Annotated in this window: 20 protein-coding genes and 1 riboswitch; of the genes, 9 read left to right on the top strand and 11 right to left on the bottom strand. The window is 70.8% G+C overall.

Annotated features, from left to right (window positions below; translation table 11 throughout):
• Positions 1–8 precede the first annotated feature (8 nt).
• Genes rsgA through HZZ00_RS31035 form a run of 3 tightly spaced genes read right to left on the bottom strand, consistent with a single transcriptional unit; the run spans position 9 to position 3,149 of the window.
• A complete protein-coding gene (gene rsgA / locus HZZ00_RS31045) occupies positions 9–1,019 on the bottom strand; it encodes a ribosome small subunit-dependent GTPase A (protein ID WP_180329502.1) in 1,011 nt (336 codons plus the stop codon).
• A gap of 9 nt (positions 1,020–1,028) precedes the next feature.
• Complete coding sequence (gene aroA / locus HZZ00_RS31040; protein ID WP_180329501.1) at positions 1,029–2,369, bottom strand: 3-phosphoshikimate 1-carboxyvinyltransferase; 1,341 nt, start codon at positions 2,367–2,369, stop codon at positions 1,029–1,031.
• Positions 2,370–2,426: 57 nt separating this feature from the next.
• Positions 2,427–3,149 carry a M50 family metallopeptidase gene (locus tag HZZ00_RS31035; protein WP_180329500.1) on the bottom strand — a complete coding sequence of 241 codons (723 nt, stop codon included), beginning with the start codon at positions 3,147–3,149 and terminating at the stop codon, positions 2,427–2,429.
• A gap of 50 nt (positions 3,150–3,199) precedes the next feature.
• Here HZZ00_RS31035 and HZZ00_RS31030 point away from each other — a divergent pair, with 50 nt between their 5' ends.
• The 8 genes from HZZ00_RS31030 (at position 3,200) to HZZ00_RS30995 (ending at position 10,558) form a co-directional block, all read left to right on the top strand.
• Positions 3,200–4,015, top strand: a complete 816-nt coding sequence (locus tag HZZ00_RS31030) for an SOS response-associated peptidase (protein ID WP_180329499.1) — start codon at positions 3,200–3,202, stop codon at positions 4,013–4,015.
• Between the two features lies 1 nt (position 4,016).
• Positions 4,017–4,643: an alpha/beta family hydrolase gene (locus HZZ00_RS31025; RefSeq protein ID WP_180329498.1), complete on the top strand. Its 627-nt coding sequence runs from the start codon at positions 4,017–4,019 to the stop codon at positions 4,641–4,643.
• A 255-nt stretch (positions 4,644–4,898) separates the two neighbouring features.
• Positions 4,899–5,597, top strand: a complete 699-nt coding sequence (gene sigR, locus HZZ00_RS31020) for an RNA polymerase sigma factor SigR (RefSeq protein ID WP_219013969.1) — start codon at positions 4,899–4,901, stop codon at positions 5,595–5,597.
• The gene (rsrA, locus tag HZZ00_RS31015; RefSeq protein WP_180329496.1) at positions 5,594–5,893 is read left to right on the top strand and encodes a mycothiol system anti-sigma-R factor; all 300 of its coding nucleotides are present in this window, start codon (positions 5,594–5,596) and stop codon (positions 5,891–5,893) included. The genes sigR and rsrA overlap by 4 nt, the downstream gene beginning before the upstream one ends.
• A gap of 217 nt (positions 5,894–6,110) precedes the next feature.
• Complete coding sequence (locus tag HZZ00_RS31010; RefSeq protein WP_070026997.1) at positions 6,111–7,091, top strand: hypothetical protein; 981 nt, start codon at positions 6,111–6,113, stop codon at positions 7,089–7,091.
• A gap of 73 nt (positions 7,092–7,164) precedes the next feature.
• On the top strand, positions 7,165–7,815 hold the full coding sequence (gene def / locus HZZ00_RS31005) for a peptide deformylase (RefSeq protein ID WP_070026817.1): 651 nt from the start codon (positions 7,165–7,167) through the stop codon (positions 7,813–7,815).
• Between the two features lie 287 nt (positions 7,816–8,102).
• Positions 8,103–9,188, top strand: coding sequence for an epi-isozizaene synthase (cyc1, locus tag HZZ00_RS31000; RefSeq protein ID WP_180333774.1), 1,086 nt, complete (start codon positions 8,103–8,105; stop codon positions 9,186–9,188).
• Positions 9,185–10,558 carry a cytochrome P450 gene (locus tag HZZ00_RS30995; protein WP_180329495.1) on the top strand — a complete coding sequence of 458 codons (1,374 nt, stop codon included), beginning with the start codon at positions 9,185–9,187 and terminating at the stop codon, positions 10,556–10,558. The genes cyc1 and HZZ00_RS30995 overlap by 4 nt, the downstream gene beginning before the upstream one ends.
• Positions 10,559–10,585: 27 nt before the next feature.
• Here HZZ00_RS30995 and HZZ00_RS30990 read toward each other — a convergent pair whose 3' ends face one another.
• Positions 10,586–11,548, bottom strand: a complete 963-nt coding sequence (locus HZZ00_RS30990; RefSeq protein ID WP_180329494.1) for a GlxA family transcriptional regulator — start codon at positions 11,546–11,548, stop codon at positions 10,586–10,588.
• A gap of 92 nt (positions 11,549–11,640) precedes the next feature.
• Here HZZ00_RS30990 and HZZ00_RS30985 point away from each other — a divergent pair, with 92 nt between their 5' ends.
• Positions 11,641–11,883, top strand: a complete 243-nt coding sequence (locus HZZ00_RS30985; RefSeq protein WP_146465646.1) for a hypothetical protein — start codon at positions 11,641–11,643, stop codon at positions 11,881–11,883.
• Here the strand turns inward: HZZ00_RS30985 and HZZ00_RS30980 are convergent.
• From HZZ00_RS30980 to nagB, 7 genes are all read right to left on the bottom strand, one after another.
• Complete coding sequence (locus HZZ00_RS30980; protein WP_239697933.1) at positions 11,796–12,752, bottom strand: ribonucleotide-diphosphate reductase subunit beta; 957 nt, start codon at positions 12,750–12,752, stop codon at positions 11,796–11,798. The two genes, HZZ00_RS30985 and HZZ00_RS30980, sit on opposite strands and share 88 nt — an antisense overlap.
• 56 nt (positions 12,753–12,808) lie before the next feature.
• Positions 12,809–15,172 carry a ribonucleoside-diphosphate reductase subunit alpha gene (locus HZZ00_RS30975; protein ID WP_180329493.1) on the bottom strand — a complete coding sequence of 788 codons (2,364 nt, stop codon included), beginning with the start codon at positions 15,170–15,172 and terminating at the stop codon, positions 12,809–12,811.
• 125 nt (positions 15,173–15,297) lie between these two features.
• Positions 15,298–15,458: riboswitch (cobalamin riboswitch) on the bottom strand.
• A 17-nt stretch (positions 15,459–15,475) separates the two neighbouring features.
• Complete coding sequence (locus tag HZZ00_RS30970) at positions 15,476–15,982, bottom strand: GNAT family N-acetyltransferase (protein ID WP_180329492.1); 507 nt, start codon at positions 15,980–15,982, stop codon at positions 15,476–15,478.
• A gap of 82 nt (positions 15,983–16,064) precedes the next feature.
• Positions 16,065–17,693 carry a monocarboxylate uptake permease MctP gene (gene mctP, locus HZZ00_RS30965; RefSeq protein WP_180329491.1) on the bottom strand — a complete coding sequence of 543 codons (1,629 nt, stop codon included), beginning with the start codon at positions 17,691–17,693 and terminating at the stop codon, positions 16,065–16,067.
• Positions 17,690–17,953, bottom strand: coding sequence for a DUF3311 domain-containing protein (locus HZZ00_RS30960; protein ID WP_180329490.1), 264 nt, complete (start codon positions 17,951–17,953; stop codon positions 17,690–17,692). The genes mctP and HZZ00_RS30960 overlap by 4 nt, the downstream gene beginning before the upstream one ends.
• A 125-nt stretch (positions 17,954–18,078) precedes the next feature.
• Positions 18,079–18,843: a GntR family transcriptional regulator gene (locus tag HZZ00_RS30955; protein WP_070026804.1), complete on the bottom strand. Its 765-nt coding sequence runs from the start codon at positions 18,841–18,843 to the stop codon at positions 18,079–18,081.
• 187 nt (positions 18,844–19,030) lie between these two features.
• The gene (gene nagB / locus HZZ00_RS30950) at positions 19,031–19,816 is read right to left on the bottom strand and encodes a glucosamine-6-phosphate deaminase (protein WP_180329489.1); all 786 of its coding nucleotides are present in this window, start codon (positions 19,814–19,816) and stop codon (positions 19,031–19,033) included.
• Positions 19,817–19,891: the final 75 nt, after the last annotated feature.

Genomic DNA, 19,891 nt, shown 5'->3' with positions numbered 1-19,891 from the left:
CGCGAAGGTCAGTCGCCTTCCGTGCGCTCCCGCGTCGACAGCAGCCGCCGCAGCGAGTACAGCCGCGCCGGGTCCGCGTGCCCCGCCTCCACCCAGGCGTCCAGCGCGCAGTCCGGCTCGTCGTGGCTGCACGCGCGCGGACAGTCCGCGGTGCCCGGCTCAAGGTCCGGGAAGGCGTGGATGACGCGGGACGGATCGATGTGCGCCAGCCCGAAGGACCGCACCCCGGGGGTGTCGATCACCCAGCCGTCCGCCTCCGCCAGCGGCAGCGCCAGCGCCGACGTGGTGGTGTGCCGGCCCCTTCCCGTCACCGCGTTGACGTGTCCCGTCGTACGCCGCCGCTCCTCCGGCACCAGCGCGTTCACTAGCGTCGTCTTGCCCACGCCCGAGTGGCCCACGAAGGCGGTGATCCGGCCCCCGAGGTGCTCGCGCACCCGGTCCGCCGCGTCCCCGTTCTCCAGTTCGTCGCGGCTGGTGACCACGTAGGGGATGTCCAGATCGCCGTACAGCTCCAGGAGTTTGTCCGGCGGGGCCAGGTCCGACTTGGTCAGCACCAGCAGCGGTTCGAGTCCGCCGTCGTAGGCGGCGACCAGACAGCGGTCGATCAGCCGGGGCCGCGGCTCGGGGTCCGCGAGGGCCGTGACGATCGCCAGCTGGTCGGCGTTGGCGACCACCACCCGCTCGTACGGGTCGTCGTCGTCCGCGGTGCGCCGCAGCACCGAGGCGCGCGCCTCGATCCGCACGATCCGCGCGAGCGTGTCCTTCCTGCCGGACAGATCACCGACCAGCGCCACCCGGTCGCCGACCACCGCGGCCTTGCGGCCCAGCTCCCGCGCCTTCATCGCCATCACGACCCGGTCCTCGACCAGGCAGGTCAGCCGCCCGCGGTCCACGGTGAGGACCAGTCCCTCGGCCGCGTCCTCGTGCTTGGGCCGGATGCTGGTCCGCGGCCGGTTGCCCTTGCGGTTGGGGCGGGTGCGGATGTCGTCCTCGTCGGTGTGCTTGCCGTAGCGGCGCATGGCGTGTCCCTACTGCCCGAGCATCCCGGTCCACAGCTCGGGGAAGTCCGGCAGGGTCTTCGCCGTCGTCGCGATGTTCTCGATGCGCACGCCCTCGACCGCCAGGCCGATGATCGCGCCGGCGGTGGCCATGCGGTGGTCCTCGTAGGTGTGGAAGGTGCCGCCGTGCAGCGGGCGCGGGCGGATGTGCAGTCCGTCGGCCGTCTCCGTGACGTCGCCGCCGAGTTCGTTGATCTCCTTGGTGAGCGCGGCCAGCCGGTCGGTCTCGTGCAGCCGCAGATGGGCCACGCCCCGCAGGGTCGAGGGGGAGTCGGCGAGCGCGGCGACGGCCGCGATGCCCGGGGTCAGCTCGCCGACGTCACCGAGGTCGACGTCGATGCCGTGGACGGCACCGGAACCCGTGAACACCAGCCCGTACTCGGTCAGTTCGCAGGAGCCGCCCATCTCGGTGAAGATCTCGCGCAGCCGGTCGCCCGGCTGGGTGGTGCGCTCGGGCCAGTCCGGGATCAGCACCTTGCCGCCCGTCACCAGCGCCGCCGCCAGGAACGGCTGCGCGTTGGACAGGTCCGGCTCGATCGTCAGGTCCCGGCCGAGCAGCGCGCCCGGCGTCACCCGCCACACGTTCGGCTCGCCGCCCGACTCCGGGGTGTCCACCTGGGCGCCGACCGCGCGCAGCATGTCCACCGTCATCCGGATGTGCGGCATGGAGGGCAGCGTCGCGCCCGTGTGCCGGACTTCCACGCCCTGGTTGAAACGCGGGGCGGACAGCAGCAGGGCGGAGACGAACTGCGAGGAGGACGACGCGTCGATGGAGACCGGGCCGCCGTCCAGCGCCCCGCCGCCGTGCACGGTCAGCGGCAGCGCGCCCCGGCCGTCGTCGTCGATCCGGGCGCCCAGCACGCGCAGGGCGTCGATCACGCCGTGCAGGGGACGCTCGTACGACCGCGGGTCGCCGTCGAACCGGATCGGGCCGTCGGCCAGCGCGGCCACCGGGGGCAGGAAGCGCATCACGGTGCCGGCGTTGCCGACGTCCACCGTGGCCGGGCCGTGCAGCCCGGTCGGCAGCACCCGCCACGCCTCGCCGGCGGCGTCGGAGCCGGCCGCGACGGAGGAGCTGGACGACACCGTCTCCTCGATCTCCACGCCCATGGCCCGCAGCGCGTCCGCCATCAGCAGGGTGTCGCGGGAGCGCAGCGGGCGGCGCAGCCAGCCGGGCTCGGAGGCGAGGGCGGCCAGCACCAGTGCGCGGTTGGTGACCGACTTGGACCCCGGCACGTGGACCGTGGCGTCGACGGCTCCGCTCGCGTGCGGGGCGGGCCAGAGGGCGGAGGAGGCGGTGTTCGGGGCCATGGGCCCACTTTATAAGGCTTTATGAGAAGGGCCGCGGGTCAGCCTCGCGGGGCGGTCTCAGACCTCCAGCAGCCAGCGGCCCCCGCCGATCAGCGAGCACAGCGACACCGCGTGGAACAGGAACAGCCACAGTCCCGCCGGGACGTGCGTCAGCCGCGACAACTGGTCCGCGTCCGAGTCCCCGGCGTCGCCACGCCGGCGCTTGCGCTGCAGCTCGAACGGCGGCCGTACGCCCCCGACCAGCAGGAACCACACCACGGCGTACGCGAACGCCGCCTGCACCTGCGGCCCCGCGAGCCAGGACACCAGCAGGAACGCACCGCCCGCGAGTACCACGGTCAGCACGCCGTACGCGTTGCGGATCATCACCAGCATCACCGCCAGCAGCGCGGTGGCCGCCCACAGCAGCAGCGTGATGCGGCCCGTTGCCAGCAGCGCGGCGCCGCCGAGGCCCAGCAGCGAGGGGGCGGTGTAGCCCGCCGCCGCGGTGAGGATCATGCCGAGCCCGTACGGCTTGCCGCGGCTCACCGTGAGCCCGCTGGTGTCCGAGTGCAGCCGGATGCCGGTCAGCTGCCGGCCGGTGAGCAGGGCGATCAGCCCGTGGCCGCCCTCGTGCGCGATGGTGATCGCGTTGCGCGATATCAGCCACAGCGGGCGCGGGGCGATCACCACCAGAGCGGCGGCCAGGGTGGCGAGCACCACCCACAGGGCGGGGTCGGGCTGGGTGCCGGTGAGCCGGTCCCAGAGGTCGGGGAGCGCGGTGGCGGCGAGGTCGTTCATGTGTCCGAGTGGCTCCCTGGGTCGGTGCGGAGTCTGGCAGTGTGGCACGTATGTGCGGACGGTATGCAGCCAGTCGTAGGCCCGAGGACCTCGCCGGAGTCTTCGGGATCGAGAGGTGGGAGCCCGAGGAGGCCCTGGAGCCGGACTACAACGTGGCCCCCACCAAGGAGGTCCACGCCGTACTCGACCGCCCCTTGAAGGACGCGGACTCGCCGCGCCCGGTTCGCCAGCTGCGCCGGCTGCGGTGGGGCCTGGTGCCGTCCTGGGCCAAGACCCCCGAGAGCGGCGCCCGGATGATCAACGCCCGAGCGGAGACCGTGCACGAGAAGCCCGCCTACCGCCGCGCCTTCGCCGCCCGCCGGTGCATCCTGCCCGCCGACGGTTACTACGAATGGGTGACCGGGCAGCAGGAACGGGACCTGGAGGTCGAGGGGAAGAAGAAGCGGCCCCGCAAGCAGCCGTACTTCGTGCTGCCCGCCGACGGCTCGGTGTTCGCGATGGCCGGCCTCTACGAGTTCTGGCGCGACCGGACGCTGCCCGACGACCATCCCCAGGCCTGGTGGGTCACCTGCTCGGTGATCACCACGGAGGCCGAGCGGACCCCGCTGGCCGTCGCCCCGGCCGAGGGCCCCCGCTCGCTCGCGGAGATCCACCCCCGGATGCCGCTGATGCTCACCCCGGACCGCTGGGACGCCTGGCTGGACCCCTCCCGCACCGACCCGGAGGAGCTGCGCGCCCTGCTCGCCCCGCCCCCGCCGGGACTGATGCGCGCCTACCCGGTCGCCACCGCCGTCAGCAACGTCCGCAACAACGGACCGGAGCTGCTGAAGGAGCTGGAGGGCCCGGAAGAGGGCACACTCTTCTAGCGTGATCGAGATTGTCGAGACCGACACCGGAACCGCCCGCATCACCTGGCACCGGGCGACGGATCCCAGGGCCGTGCTCGCGCTGAGCCACGGCGCCGGCGGTGGCATCGAGGCCCGAGACCTCCAGGCCCTCGCGGGAGCCCTGCCCGCGCACGGCGTGACCGTCGCCCTGGTGGAGCAGCCCTGGCGGGTGGCGGGCAAGAAGGTGGCGCCCGCCCCGAAGACGCTGGACGCCGGGTGGCGGGGCATCTGGCCCTCGCTGTCCGGGATGGAGCTGCCGGTGATCTCCGGGGGCCGCAGCGCCGGCGCCCGTGTCGCCTGCCGCACGGCAACCGAGCTGGGCGCCCGCGCGGTGCTCGCGCTGAGCTTCCCGCTGCACCCGCCGGGCAAGCCGGAGAAGTCCCGGGCGCAGGAGCTGCTGGGCACCGGCAGACCCACCCTCGTCGTCCAGGGCGGCAGCGACCCCTTCGGCAGGCCCGCCGAGTTCCCCGAGGGCGACTTCCGGCTGATCGAGGTGCCGTACGGCGATCACGGCTTCGCGGTGCCCAAGCGCGCGGACATCACCCAGGAGCGGGCCCTCCAGATCATCACCGAGGGGGTCGCCGAGTGGACCGCGTCACTCGGGTGACGGCCGGGAATGCCGTGCGGGGCGGCGCTGTTGAGGCGGACAGAAGTGCTGAGGCCTCGGCACCGACGTCGTGGGAAGGAAGTCCGCCGCATGGGTTCGACCGTATGCCCGGCCCGGCAGTCCAGTACCGAACTGGACTGGACGGTGTTCCACGCGCCCAAGACCGGTCCTATTCGAGGGGCGGCGGGCGAGGGTCGTGTTCTATCCTCCGAAACGAGTGGGACCGGTTTCGGTGCCACCCGGGATCTTGAGGAGGTGGGTCCGGTCACTGGGACCGACGCGGGGACCGACAACGGCGGCCAGGCGGAGCAGCCCGAGGGCCGGGGCGCGAACGCGGAGGCGTTCTCCGAGTCGACCGCGGAGCGCAGCGCGCGCTTCGAGCGGGACGCGCTCGAATTCCTCGACCAGATGTACTCGGCCGCCCTGCGCATGACGCGCAACCCGGCCGACGCCGAGGACCTCGTGCAGGAGACGTACGCCAAGGCCTACGCGTCCTTCCACCAGTTCCGCGAGGGCACCAACCTCAAGGCGTGGCTGTACCGGATCCTCACCAACACGTTCATCAACTCCTACCGCAAGAAGCAGCGCGAGCCGCAGCGTTCGGCGGCGGAGGAGATCGAGGACTGGCAGCTCGCCCGTGCCGAGTCGCACATGTCGACGGGGCTGCGCTCCGCCGAGTCGCAGGCGCTCGACCACCTGCCCGACTCGGACGTGAAGGAAGCGCTCCAGGCCATCCCCGAGGAGTTCCGCATCGCCGTGTATCTCGCCGATGTCGAGGGGTTTGCCTACAAGGAGATCGCGGACATCATGGGGACACCCATCGGTACGGTGATGTCCCGGCTGCACCGGGGCCGCCGTCAACTGCGCGGCATGCTGGAGGACTACGCCCGTGAGCGCGGGCTGGTCCCGGCGGGCGCCGGAGAGTCGAACGAAGCGAAAGGCTCGGGCTCATGAGCTGCGGAGAGCCGCACGAGACGGACTGCGGTGAGGTCCTGGACCATCTGTACGAGTTCCTCGACAGCGAGATGCCGGACGTCGATCGCGACAAGTTCCGGCACCACTTCGAGGAGTGCTCGCCGTGCCTGGAGAAGTACGGCCTGGAGCAGGCCGTGAAGAAGCTGGTCAAGCGGTGCTGCGGCCATGACGACGTGCCCGCGGACCTGCGCGCCAAGGTCATGGGGCGGCTGGAGCTGCTCCGCTCGGGGCAGCCCGCGCCCGACCACGACGTCACCACCGCCCAGGACGGCTGACCGACCCGGGCCCGGTCCCCGCCCTCGCGCGCACGCGCCTGCCTCCGGTGCCGGACGCCGCCGGAGAGACGCACGGCACTGTCTGATCCCGCCCGCGCCTGGGTAACCCATGGGTAATGAGCGCCGTTCCCGCCGCACGTGGTTGGATGCGAGGGAGAGGGCGCCCGGGGGCACAAGCCAGCCCACTGTGCGGAACCGGAACTGGCAGGCGGGAATCGTGAGGATCTTCGGCAAGGGACGGCACCGGCCCTCCGCCTCCTGGCGGCAGGCCACCGACCGCGCGTTCACGCTCATCGGCGACGGCCGGTACGAGGACGCGGGCGAACTGCTGACCCGCGCCGCCGACCTGGAGCCCTGGCTGTCCGAGTCCTGGTTCAACCTGGCGCTGCTGCACAAGTTCCGGCACGACTGGGAGCAGGCCCGCGCCGCCGGGCTGCGCGCCGTCGCCCTGCTCGACCGGGAGTCCGGCGCGCCCGACTGGTGGAACGTGGGCATCGCCGCCACCGCCCTCCAGGACTGGCCGCTGGCCCGCCGCGCCTGGCAGGCGTACGGACTGAAGGTGCCCGGGGGCGTCGCCGCCGCCGGGGAGCCGCTCGGCATGGAGCTGGGCAGCGCGGCCGTACGGCTCTCCCCGGAGGGCGAGGCCGAGGTGGTGTGGGGCCGCCGTCTGGACCCCGCGCGGATCGAGGTGCTGTCCATCCCGCTGCCCTCCTCCGGCCGGCGCTGGGGCGAGGTCGTCCTGCACGACGGCGTTCCGCACGGCGAGCGCACCACCTCCGCCGGGCACAGCTACCCGGTCTTCGACGAGATCGAGCTGTGGGCGCCCTCGCCCGTCCCGACCTGGGTGGTGCTGCTGGAGGCGGCCACCGAGGCGGACCGGGACGCGCTGGAGCAGCTGGCCGCCGACGCCGGGTTCGCGGCGGAGGACTGGTCGTCCTCGGTGCGGCTGCTGTGCCGGATGTGCAGCGAGTCCCGCATGCCGTCCGACGAGGGCGAAGGGGTCCACCTGGACCCGCACGACCACAGCGAACCCGGTCACCCGGGCCCGCTGGGCCATCGCACCGACGGCCAGCTGTGGGTCCCGGAGCGCGAGTGCGGGGTGGCCGCGCCGCCCTCGCTGGTGCGGGGACTGCTGGACGGCTGGGTGGCCGACAGCCCCGATTCGAGGGACTGGCGGGACTTGGAAGAGGTTTGCTGAGCAGCGGGTGACCGGCCACCTTTAGGCTGTACACGCAGAATTTTCCAGGCTTGCAGGAAGGCGTACGTCGGTCATGGCGCAGCAGGACACCGATCAGCAGCACGCGGGCGTGCTCCCCGTCGACGACGAGGGCTATGTCGTGGACACGGAGGACTGCGAGGGGCGCGAGAAGGCCTGGCGGGAGAGCGGGACCTCGCGCCCGATCACGGTCGTCGGCAACCCGGTGCTGCACAAGGAGTGCAAGGACGTCACCGAGTTCGGCGAGGAGCTGCGGCAGCTGGTCGCCGACATGTTCGCCAGCCAGCGCACCGCCGAGGGCGTGGGGCTCGCCGCCAACCAGATCGGCGTCGACCTGAAGGTCTTCGTCTACGACTGCCAGGACGACGAGGGCGTCCGGCACGTCGGCGTGGTGTGCAACCCGAAGCTCGTCGAGCTGCCCGCGGACCGGCGCCGGCTGGACGACAGCAACGAGGGCTGCCTGTCCGTGCCCGGCGCCTACGCCGCGCTCGCGCGTCCCGACTACGCCGAGGTGACCGGCCAGGACGAGCAGGGCAACCCGATCAAGGTCCGCGGCACCGGGTACTTCGCACGGTGCCTGCAGCACGAGACCGACCACCTCTACGGCTACCTCTACATCGACCGGCTGTCCAAGCGGGACCGCAAGGACGCGCTGCGGCAGATGGCCGAGAACGAGCCGCGCTACCCCGTGGTCGCCAACGACTAGCGGCCGCCGGCCCGTTGGGCGCCCCGCCGGGACCACCCCGGCCGGGCGCCCTTCTTCGTGCTCTCTTCGCTCCTCAGTGCGTCGTACGGGCACTCGTTTCCGCCGTCGCCGGTGATCATTTCTCGGTCACACAAGAGGGGCTTCTCGGTACCTTGGGGTAGTGAGTGAAGCAAATCCGTTCCCACGGCGGTCAGTTGTAGTGCTGAATGGGAAGTGAGGGATAGGCACGGCGCGCGCCCGGCACACCCGAGGGCGTGCGTATCCGGCGGCTGAGAGGGGTTTGTTCTGTGCAAGCTTTCCCACACAGCACCACAGAGTCACCGACGGCGGTCGCGGTACCACCCTCACTGGCACTCCCGGTGATCGAGTCCCGTTTTCCCCGGCAACTGCACCCGTATTGGCCCCGGCTCCAGGAGAAGACCCGGCACTGGCTACTGGAAAAACGGCTGATGCCGGCGGAGAAGGTGCGCGAGTACGCGGACGATCTGCGCTACACCGACCTGATGGCGGGCTACTACACGGACGCCTCCGAGGACGTGCTCCAGGCCATTGCGGACTACAGCGCCTGGTTCTTCGTCTGGGACGACCGTCACGACCGCGACATCGTGCACGGCCGGGTGGGCGACTGGCGGCGGCTGCGGCACCGGCTGCACGCGGCACTCGATGCTCCCCGGCACCATCTGCACCACCCGGACCCGCTGGTCGCGGGCTTCGCCGACAGCGTGCTGCGGCTCTACGGGTTCCTGCCGCGCACCTGGAACCAGCGGTTCGCCCGGCACTTCCACGCGGTCGTCGAGGCCTACGACCGTGAATTCCGGAACCGCATCCGGGGATACATACCGGGCGTCGAAGAATATCTGGCACTGCGCCGTCTCACGTTCGCGCACTGGATCTGGACGGACCTGCTGGAAGCCGGTGCCGGATGCGAACTCCCGGAATCCGTCCGCAAGCATCCCACCTATCGCCGTGCCGCCCTGCTCAGTCAGGAATTCGCCGCCTGGTACAACGATCTGTGTTCGCTTCCGAAGGAAATAGCGGGGGACGAGGTCCACAATCTGGGGATCAGTCTCATCACCCATGAGGGGCTGACCCTGGAAGAGGCGGTGGACGATGTCAGGCGACGCGTCGAGGAGTGCGTCGACGAATTTCTCGATGCCGAGCGCGAGGTACTGGAATTCGCGGACGCACTTGCCGACGGCACGGTCCGCGGAAAGGAATTGAGTACCGCCGTCCGCGTCTGCGCCGGCAATATGCGCAACTGGTTCAGCTCCGTCTACTGGTTCCACCACGAGTCCGGCCGGTACATGGTGGACAGCTGGGACGACCGCTCCACGCCCCCGTACGTCACGAACGAAGCGGCAGGTGAGAAATGACCGTCGAGTCTGTGCAGCCCCAGACCTCCGGCGCCCCGGTGCAGTTGCGCGAACCACCCCTGGCCGGCGGCGCCGTGCCGGTGTTCGGGCACGGCCTCAAACTGGTCCGCGATCCGCTGGACTTCATGTCCCGGCTGCGCGACCACGGCGACATCGTGCGCCTCAGGCTCGGCCCCAAGACCGTGTACGCGGTGACCACCCCCGAACTCACCGGCGCGCTCGCCCTCAGCCCCGACTTCAAGATCGACGGCCCGGTCTGGGAGTCCCTGGTGGGCCTGCTCGGCAAGGAGGGCGTGGCCACCGCCAACGGCCCCGTGCACCGGCGCCAGCGCCGCACCATCCAGCCGGCCTTCCGGATGGACGCGATCCCGGCCTACGGCCCGATCATGGAGGAGGAGGCGCACGCCCTCACCGAGCGCTGGCGCTCCGGCGAGACCGTCGACTGCACCTCGGAGTCCTTCCGGGTGGCCGTCCGGATGGCCGCCCGCTGCCTGCTGCGCGGCGAGTTCATGGACGAGCGCGCCGAGCGGCTGAGCACCGACCTCGCCACCGTTTTCCGCGGGATGTACCGGCGGATGGTGGTCCCGCTGGGGCCGCTGTACCGACTGCCGTTTCCGGCCAACCGCGAATTCAACCGCGCGCTGGCCGATTTGCATCTGCTCGTGGACGAGATCGTCGCCGAGCGGAGGGCATCCGGTCAAAAGCCGGACGATTTGCTGACGGCATTGCTGGAGGCGAAGGACGACAATGGTGAGCCCATCGGGGAGCAGGAGATCCACGATCAGGTCGTGGCGATAATCACCCCCGGTGCCGAAACGATCGCCTCCACGATCATGTGGCTGCTCCAGGCGCTCGCGGAACACCCGGAGCACGCGGAGAAGGTGCGCGCGGAGGTCGAATCCGTGACCGGCGGCCGGCCTGTCGGATTCGAACACGTCCGCTCCCTCAGGCACACCAACAATCTCATCCTGGAGGCCATCCGGCTGCGTCCCGCCGTATGGATTCTGACCCGCCGGGCGACCACCGACACCGCGCTGGGCGACTATCGCATTCCGGCCGGTGCGGACATCGTCTACAGCCCGTACGCCATTCAGCGCGACCCCCGCTCGTACGACCGCCACCTCGACTTCGACCCGGACCGCTGGCTGCCGGAGCGGGCCAAGGAGGTGCCGAAGTACGCCATGAGCCCGTTCAGCGTCGGCAACCGCAAGTGCCCCAGCGACCACTTCTCGATGGCCCAGCTGAGCCTGATCACGGCGGCGGTCACGGCCAGGTACCGCTTCGAACCGGCCGCCGACTCCAACGACGCGGTCCGCGTGGGGATCACCCTGCGCCCGGACAACCTGCGGCTGCGACCGCTGCCCTGGTAGGTCCGGACGTCTTCCGCCGGCGCGCGCTCAGGCGGCCTGAGGGCCCCGGAACGCGCGCCGGTAGGCGTTCGGCGTGGTGCCGAGCGCCCGGACGAACTGGTGGCGCAGCGCGGCCGCCGTGCCGAACCCGGTGCGGGCGGCGATCGCGTCCACGGTCTCGTCCGTGCCCTCCAGCAACTCCTGGGCGCGCAGCACCCGTTGGCGCAGGATCCAGCGGTAGGGGGTGGTCCCGGTCTCCTGCTGGAAGCGGCGGGCGAAGGTGCGCGGGGCCATGTGGGCGCGGGCGGCGAGCTGCTCCACGGTCACCTCCGTGTCCAGGTGCTCCTCCATCCACACCAGCACCTCGCCGACGGTGTCGCAGGGCGCCTTGGGCAGCGGCCGCTCGATGTACTGGGCCTGCCCGCCGTCCCGGTGCGGGGGGACCACCATCCGCCGGGCGATCTTGTTGGCGACCTCCGGGCCCTGCTCCTTGCGCACCAGGTGCAGACAGGCGTCGATGCCGGCCGCGGTGCCGGCGGAGGTGATCACCGGGTCCTCGTCCACGTACAGGACGTCCGGTTCCACGGCGAGCCGCGGATAGCGCCGGGCCAGCTGCTCGGCATGGTGCCAGTGCACCGCGCACCGCCGTCCGTCCAGCAGCCCCGCGGCGGCCAGCACGAACACCCCGGAGCAGACGCTCAGCACCCGGCAGCCGCGCCCGACCGCCCGGCGCAGCGCGTCGAGGAGCTCCGGCGGATAGTCCCGCTCGACGTAGCTCTCGCCGGCCGGCACGGCGATCAGATCGGCCTCTTCCAGCCGCTCCAGGCCGTGCGGGGTGGAGACGGTGAACCCGCAGTGGGTGCCGAGGTCGGGCCCCTCGGCCGAGACCACGGCGAAGTCGTACACCGGCAGTCCCTCGTCGCTGCGGTCGATGCCGAACACCTCGCAGACGACGCCCAGCTCGAAGGGGTGCACTCCGTTCAGCAGCACGGCGGCCACGTTCTTCAGCATGCTCCCAGTGTGCCGCAGTACTGGCAGCAATTCGAGGGTGTACGGCAGTCCTGCCACTCCCGGTCAGGAGCGTCCGGCAGGACAGTAGTGGCATGACTGGAAACCAGATCCAAGGCCTGATCGGAATGACCGCCACCCTCGGCATCCTGGTCCTCCTGGTCCTTCCCTCCGTGCTCGGCATCCTGCGCGACAGGCGCATCGACCGGCAGATCAGGAAGGCCCAGGAGGCCCACAGGGAGCAGGAGGCTCAGAAGTCCTCGTCCAGGTCGACGGTGCCCTCCACCGCCACCTGGTACGCCGACGGACGCCGCTCGAAGAAGTTGGTCAGCTCCTGAACACCCTGGAGCTCCATGAAGGAGAAGGGGTTCTCGGAGCCGTAGACCGGCGCGAAGCCCAGCCGGGTCAGCCGCTGGTCGGCCACGCACTCCAGGTACTGCCGCATCGACTCGGTGTTCATGCCCGGGAGGCCGTCACCGCACAGGTCGCGCGCGAACTGCAGCTCGGCCTCGACGGCCTCCCGCAGCATGTCGGTGACCTCCTGCCGGAGCCGGTCGTCGAACAGCTCCGGCTCCTCCTTGCGGACGGTGTCGACCACGTCGAAGGCGAAGGACATGTGCATCGTCTCGTCGCGGAACACCCAGTTGGTGCCGGTGGCCAGGCCGTGCAGCAGGCCCCGGCTGCGGAACCAGTAGACGTACGCGAAGGCGCCGTAGAAGAACAGGCCCTCGATGCACGCGGCGAAGCAGATCAGGTTGAGCAGGAAGCGCCGGCGGTCCGCCTGCGTCTCCAGCCGGTCGATCCGCTCCACCGAGTCGATCCACTTGAAGCAGAACTCGGCCTTCGAGCGGATCGACGGGATGTTCTCGACGGCCGCGAACGCCGCCGCCCGGTCGTCCGGGTCGGGCAGGTAGGTGTCCAGCAGCGTCAGGTAGAACTGGACGTGCACCGCCTCCTCGAACAGCTGACGGCTCAGGTAGAGCCGCGCCTCGGGGGAGTTGATGTGCTTGTACAGCGTCAGCACCAGGTTGTTGGCGACGATCGAGTCACCCGTCGCGAAGAACGCGACCAGGCGGCCGATCAGATGCTGCTCGGCCGGGCTGAGCTTGGCGAGGTCGGCGACGTCCGAGTGGAGGTCGACCTCCTCCACGGTCCAGGTGTTCTTGATGGCGTCCCGGTAGCGCTCGTAGAAGTCGGGGTAGCGCATGGGGCGCAGGGTCAGTTCGAAGCCCGGGTCGAGCAGGTTGGTGTTTCGTTCGGTCTTCACTGGCAGGCCTCGCAGGACTCGGGGTTTTCCAGGGAGCAGGCGACGGCCTCGGGGTCGGCGGCCTGCTGGACGGGGACGGTCTGCTGCGCACGGGCGGCGCGGGCGATCCGGGTCGCCGGGCGCGAACGCAGGTAGTACGTCGTCTTCAGCCCGGACTTCCAGGCGTACGCGTACATCGAGGAGAGCTTGCCGATGGTCGGCGTCTCCATGAACAGGTTCAGGGACTGCGCCTGGTCGAGGAACGGGGTGCGCGCCGCCGCCATGTCGATCAGACCGCGCTGCGGGATCTCCCACGCCGTGCGGTACAGCGCCCGCACGTCCTCGGGGATCCACGCGAAGCCCTGCACCGAGCCGTTGGACTCGCGCAGCGCCTCCCGGGTGCGCGCGTCCCAGACGCCCAGGTCCTTCAGGTCCTGCACCAGGTAGGAGTTGACCTGGAGGAACTCCCCGGACAGCGTCTCGCGCTTGAACAGGTTGGACACCTGCGGCTCGATGCACTCGTACACGCCCGCGATGGAGGCGATGGTGGCCGTCGGCGCGATCGCCAGCAGCAGCGAGTTGCGCAGGCCGACCGCCGCGATCCGGGTGCGCAGCGCCGCCCAGCGCTCCGGCCAGGTCTCCTGGACACCGTAGTGGTCGGGGTGCAGCACCCCGCGCGCGGTACGGGTCCGCTCCCAGGCGGGCAGCGGGCCGCTGCGCTCGGCGAGGTCGGCGGACGCCTCGTACGCCGCGAGCATGATCCGCTCGGCGATCCGGGTGGACAGCGCCTTCGCCTCCGGGGAGTCGAAGGGCAGCCGCAGCTTGAAGAAGACGTCCTGGAGACCCATCGCGCCCAGGCCCACCGGACGCCACTTCGCGTTGGAGCGGCCGGCCTGCTCGGTCGGGTAGAAGTTGATGTCCACGACGCGGTCGAGGAAGGTGACGGCGGTGCGGACGGTCCCGTCGAGCCGCTCCCAGTCGATGTCCCCCGTCGCCGTGTCGACGAACGCGCCCAGGTTGACGGAGCCCAGGTTGCAGACCGCCGTCTCGCCGTCGTCGGTGACCTCCAGGATCTCCGTGCAGAGGTTGGAGGAGTGGATGACCTGGCCCGGCTCCGCGGTCTGGTTGGCGGTGCGGTTGGCGGCGTCCTTGAAGGTCATCCAGCCCTGGCCGGTCTGCGCGAGGGTGCGCATCATCCGGCCGTACAGCTCCCGGGCGGGCATGGTCTTGCGCGCGAGCCCCTTGCGCTCCGCCTCGCGGTAGGCGGCGTCGAACTCGGCGCCCCACAGGTCCACCAGCTCAGGCACGTCCGCCGGGGAGAACAGCGACCACTGCTCGTCGGCGTTGACCCGGCGCATGAACTCGTCCGGCACCCAGTGCGCGAGGTTCAGGTTGTGCGTGCGGCGGGCGTCCTCACCGGTGTTGTCCCGCAGCTCCAGGAACTCCTCGATGTCGGAGTGCCAGGTCTCCAGGTACACCGCGGCCGCGCCCTTGCGCCGGCCCCCCTGGTTCACCGCGGCCACCGAGGCGTCCAGGGTCTTCAGGAACGGCACGATGCCGTTGGAGTGCCCGTTGGTGCCCCGGATCAGCGAACCGCGGGCCCGGATGCGGGAGTACGACAGCCCGATGCCGCCGGCGTGCTTGGAGAGCCGGGCGACCTGGTGGTAGCGGTCGTAGATGGAGTCCAGCTCGTCCAGCGGGGAGTCGAGGAGGTAGCAGGACGACATCTGGGGGTGCCGGGTGCCGGAGTTGAACAGCGTGGGGGAGGAGGGCAGGTAGTCGAGCCGGCTCATGAGCCCGTAGAGCGCGGCGACCTCGTCCAGGGCGCGGACGGAGTCGTCCTCGGCCAGACCCGCGGCGACCCGCAGCATGAAGTGCTGGGGCGTCTCGATGACCTTGCGGGTGATCGGGTGGCGCAGCAGGTAGCGGCTGTGCAGGGTGCGCAGGCCGAAGTAGCCGAAGCGGTCGTCGGCGCCGGTGTCCACCAGCGCGTCGAGGCGGGCGGCGTGGACCCGCGCGAACTCGGCGGTCCGGTCGGCGATGAGGCCTTCGCGGTGTCCGACGGCGACCGACTCGGTGAACGAGGTCACGCCCTGCGAGGCGGCCTCGGCCCGGATGGAGACGGTCAGCAGCCGGGCGGCGAGCCGCGAGTACGCGGGGTCCTCGGAGATCAGGCCGGCCGCGGCCTCGGTCGCCAGTTCGCGCAGCTCCGCCTCGTCGGCGTGGGCCGACCGGCCGCGCAGCGCGGCGGCGGCGACCCGGCCGGGGTCGGCGTCGGGGAGGTCTGCGGTCAGCTCGGTCAGGGTCCGCAGCAGCGCGGCACCGGGACCGTCGTTCTCCAGATCCGGGGCTGATGCCGGGTCGGCTGGCGCGATGGTCACGTGGGGGCTCTCCCTCGCTCGGCACGGGGGCCTGGCGGAGGGCAGGGGGCAGCCACGAGCGCACACGGCGTCGCGTCCACCGGCCCACTCCACGAGGCCCGGACGTCTCAGGGCACCCGGACCGGACGGCCGGGTGCGCTGTCGGCAGGTCCTCGGACTGACTCCTGTACGCGGATACGCACAAGTACACCGTTGCGGGACAGTTCCGGATTCGCACCGGATTCCCCTGCGGCGACAGCGAGCATGAGCATACATCTAGTGCCGGGCCGCCGTGTCACCCCCAGATGTTGTGTCGCCCTGGTGTCAGAGCGTCAACTTGTAGGTGATGAGAGTGACGTCGTCCAGCTCCGGGAGGGGGTTCCAGTCCCGCTCGGGCGTGCGCACGAACCCGAGGCGTTCGTAGAGCCGGTGAGCGCTGTGCATGGCGCGCTGGCTGGAGAGGACGACGGACGAGCACCCCGCGGTGGCCCGGGCGCGCTCGACACAGGCGCGCACGAGGGCTTCGCCGGCGCCCCTGCCGCGCGCCTCGCGCCGCACCGCCAGCGCCCGGATCTCGGCCTCGCCGGGCCCCGCGATGTCGGCGACGGGGCCGCCCGAGGGGACGAAGGTCACGCCGCCGACGACGCGGTCCCCCAGCACGGCTGCGAGCACCTCGGCCGAGGCGGCTCGCGCGGCCACGTCCTTGAGCACGGGCAGGTACGGGTCGCTCTCGCCGAAGTCGAGGAGGCCGTCGAGGAGGTACGCCTCGGCCGTGAGCTCGCCGAGTTCGCCGTACTCGGCCGGGTCCGCGGGGCGGATTCGGAGGTCCATGCCGGCGAGTGTGCACGACAACGGGCCGCCGGAGCATGTGCTTTCCGGCGGCCCGTGCGCGGTTCCCCGTCTCCGGATCCGGTCAGTGGGTGGTGCCCGCCGTGGCCGGCGGCAGTTCCACCTCGACCCCCGCGTCACCCGCGTCGGCCGTGTAGTCCGCGGGGCTCGTCTCGTCCACGCCCTCGGGGGCCTTCACGGCCTTGAGGACGACGGTGAGGACCACGGTGACCACGACGTTCAGCACGAACGCCGTCATGCCGATGTAGCCGATCTGGCCGATGCCCGGGATCTCGTCGGCCGAGCCGCCGAAGTGCTTCTGGGTCGGCGAGGCGACACCGTACGCGGCGAGGGTGCCGTAGACCATGCCGACCGCCCAGCCGGCGAGCAGCGCCCAGCGGTGGAACCAGCGGGTGAACAGACCGCCGACCAGCGCCGGGAAGGTCTGCAGGATCCAGATGCCGCCCAGCAGCTGGAAGTTGATCGCGACCGTCTTGTCCATGCCGAGCACGAAGACCAGCGCGCCCACCTTCACCAGCAGCGACACGAACTTGGAGACCTGGGCCTCCTGCTTCGGCGTGGCGTCCGGCTTGATGAAGTCCTTGTAGATGTTGCGGGTGAAGAGGTTCGCCGCCGCGATGGACATGATCGCCGCCGGGACCAGCGCGCCGATGCCGATGGCCGCGAAGGCTACGCCGGTGAACCAGTCCGGGAACATGTTCTCGAACAGCTGCGGGATCGCCAGCTGCCCGTTGTCCACCTTGACCCCGGCCGCGATCGCCATGAAGCCCAGCAGCGCCAGCAGGCCGAGCATCAGCGAGTACAGCGGCAGGATGGTGGTGTTGCGCCGGATCACCTCACGGCTGCGGGAGGAGAGCGTCGCGGTGATCGAGTGCGGGTACATGAACAGCGCGAGCGCCGAGCCCAGCGCCAGGGTGGCGTACGACCACTGGCCCGCCGCCGGAGGGGCGAGCGCCCCGCGCGGCTTGCCGGTCTTCGGGCTGATCTGGCTGAAGGCGTGGCCGGCCTTGGCGAAGATGTCGTCGAACCCGCCCAGCTTGATCGGGATGTAGATGATCGCCACCAGGATCACGATGTAGATCAGCGCGTCCTTGACGAAGGCGATCAGCGCGGGCGCCCGCAGGCCCGAGGAGTACGTGTACGCCGCCAGCACCGCGAACGCGATCAGCAGCGGCAGGTCCTTCACGAACTCGTTGGTGTTGTCCCCGCCGCCCACGCCCATCACGTCCAGCACCGCCTGGATGCCGACGAGTTGCAGCGCGATGTACGGCATCGTCGCGAGGATGCCGGTCAGCGCCACCGCGAGCGACAGCCCCTTCGAACCGAACCGGCCGCGCACGAAGTCGGAGGTGGTGACGTACCCGTGGCGGTGCGAGACCGACCACAGGCGCGGCAGGAAGGTGAAGATCAGCGGGTACACCAGGATCGTGTACGGCACCGCGAAGAAGCCGGACGCGCCCGCCGCGTAGATCGCCGCGGGCACGGCGACGAAGGTGTACGCCGTGTACAGGTCACCGCCGAGCAGGAACCAGGTGATCCAGGTGCCGAACGAGCGTCCGCCCAGGCCCCATTCGTCCAGGGAGTGCTCGTTCTCGGCCCGCCGCCAGCGTGCGGCGAGGAAGCCCATGACCGTGACGGCCAGGAAGAAGAAGATGAAGACGCCGAGCGCGACGCCGTTGACGCCGTCCTTCACCGTGCCGCACCCCCCTGCGCGCCCTTGCGGGAGCGCTGGTCGTGCTGCCACAGCTTGTACGCGATCATGGTGAGCGCGGTGGAGATCAGCACCCAGACCATCTGGTACCAGTAGAAGAACGGGATCCCGATGAAGGCGGGGTCCGTCTTCGCGTACGAGCCGACCCACAGCATCGCCACGAAGGGCGCGACGAGACACAGGCCGATGATCACCCTCACCGGTGTCACGACCGGTGGTCTCACTTCAGGTGTTTCGGACATGCCACGGCTCCGTCCCCTCGCTGATCACCTGTGTAATGCGCAGGCAATCTAGGTGACGGTGTCCGGGCAGAGGAAGACCCTGTCCGCAGGTCGGTATATCGATTCGGCGAAGGCGGGGTCCCGGACTAGTCCAGGGGCCGCTTGAGACGGGCGACGAACTTGTACCGGTCGCCCCGGTAGACCGAGCGCACCCACTCCACCGGCCGGCCCGAGCGGTCCACGGAGTGCCGGGAGAGCATCAGCATCGGCAGGCCCACGTCGGTGCCCAGCAGGCTCGCCTCGCGCGGGGTGGCCAGGGAGGTCTCGATGGTCTCCTCGGCCTCGGCGAGATGGACGTCGTACACCTCGGCGAGCGCGGTGTAGAGGGACGTGTACTTGACCAGCGAGCGGCGCAGCGCGGGGAAGCGCTTGGCGGACAGGTGCGTGGTCTCTATCGCCATGGGCTCGCCGTTGGCCATGCGCAGCCGCTCGATGCGCAGCACGCGCCCCCCGGCGGCGATGTCCAGCAGCCCGGCGAGCCGGTCGTCGGCGGTGATGTAGCCGATGTCCAGCAGCTGCGAGGTCGGCTCCAGGCCCTGGGCGCGCATGTCCTCGGTGTAGGAGGTGAGCTGGAGCGCCTGGGAGACCTTGGGCTTGGCGACGAAGGTGCCCTTGCCCTGGATGCGCTCCAGGCGGCCCTCCACGACCAGCTCCTGCAGTGCCTGGCGGACCGTGGTGCGGGACGTGTCGAACTCCGCGGCCAGCGTGCGCTCCGGCGGGACCGGCGTGCCCGGTGCCTGCGTCTCCGTCATGTCGAGCAGGTGCTTCTTCAGACGGTAGTACTTCGGCACGCGCGCGGTACGGACGGTCGTGCCGGCCTCGTTCTCCGCACTGCTGACATCGGTGCTCATGCTCTGCCTTCCCGGCTCCGGACGCCGAAAGCGACCGACATCCCATCGGCCACGGCTCACATCGTGGCACGGCTTGCTGTGTCAGGACTCCACCCGCACGCTCCGTGATCCCCTCTGTATACCGTCGCGACCATGGCTGGTCTAGTCCAACAGGGGCGACGGGTGCGGTCGCCGCCCCTGCCGCGGGCTAGATCCCCTGCCACTCCGGCTTGTTGCGGTACGTGTGGCGGAAGTAGTCGGCCAGCTTCAGCTTGGCGGCGGCCGCCTCGTCCACCACCACCGTGGCGTGCGGGTGCAGCTGGAGCGCGGAGGCCGGGCAGACGGCCGCGACCGGGCCCTCCACGGTCGCCGCGACCGCGTCCGCCTTGCCCTCGCCGGTCGCCAGCAGCACCAGGTGGCGGGCCTCCAGGATGGTGCCGATGCCCTGGGTCACGACGTGGTGCGGGACCTGCTCGATGTCGCCCTCGAAGAAGCGCGCGTTGTCGACGCGGGTCTGCTCGGTCAGGGTCTTGATCCGGGTGCGGGAGGCGAGCGAGGAGCAGGGCTCGTTGAAGCCGATGTGCCCGTCGGTGCCGATCCCGAGGAGCTGGAGGTCCACCCCGCCGGCCGCGGCGAGCGTGCGGTCGTACGCCTCGCACGCCGCCTGGATGTCCTCGGCCGTGCCGTCGGGGCCGAGGAAGGCGTCCATGCCGATGCCGAGCGGCTCCAGCACCTCCCGGCGCAGCACCGAGCGGTAGGACTCGGGGTGGTCGGCGGGCAGCCCCACGTACTCGTCGAGCTGGGCTATGCGGGCCCGCGAGGTGTCCACGGCGCCGGCCCGCACCTTGGCGGCGAGCGCCTGGTAGACGGGGAGCGGAGTGGAGCCGGTGGCGACGCCGAGCAGGGCGTCGGGCTTGCGTCGCAGCAGCTGTGCCATGGCCTCGGCGATCAGCTCGCCACCCGCCGCGGCGTCCGGAACGATGACAACTTCCACGTGGGCCTGCCGTTCTGGAGAGGGCTCGGTGCGTCTATGTGGTTTAGACCAATCTAACAGAATGGGCCCACGCTG

This window comes from Streptomyces sp. NEAU-sy36, assembly GCF_013423905.1.
GTDB lineage: Bacteria > Actinomycetota > Actinomycetes > Streptomycetales > Streptomycetaceae > Streptomyces > Streptomyces misionensis.
Note: the sequence above shows the minus strand (reverse complement) of the source record. Positions and strands in the feature narration are given on the sequence as shown.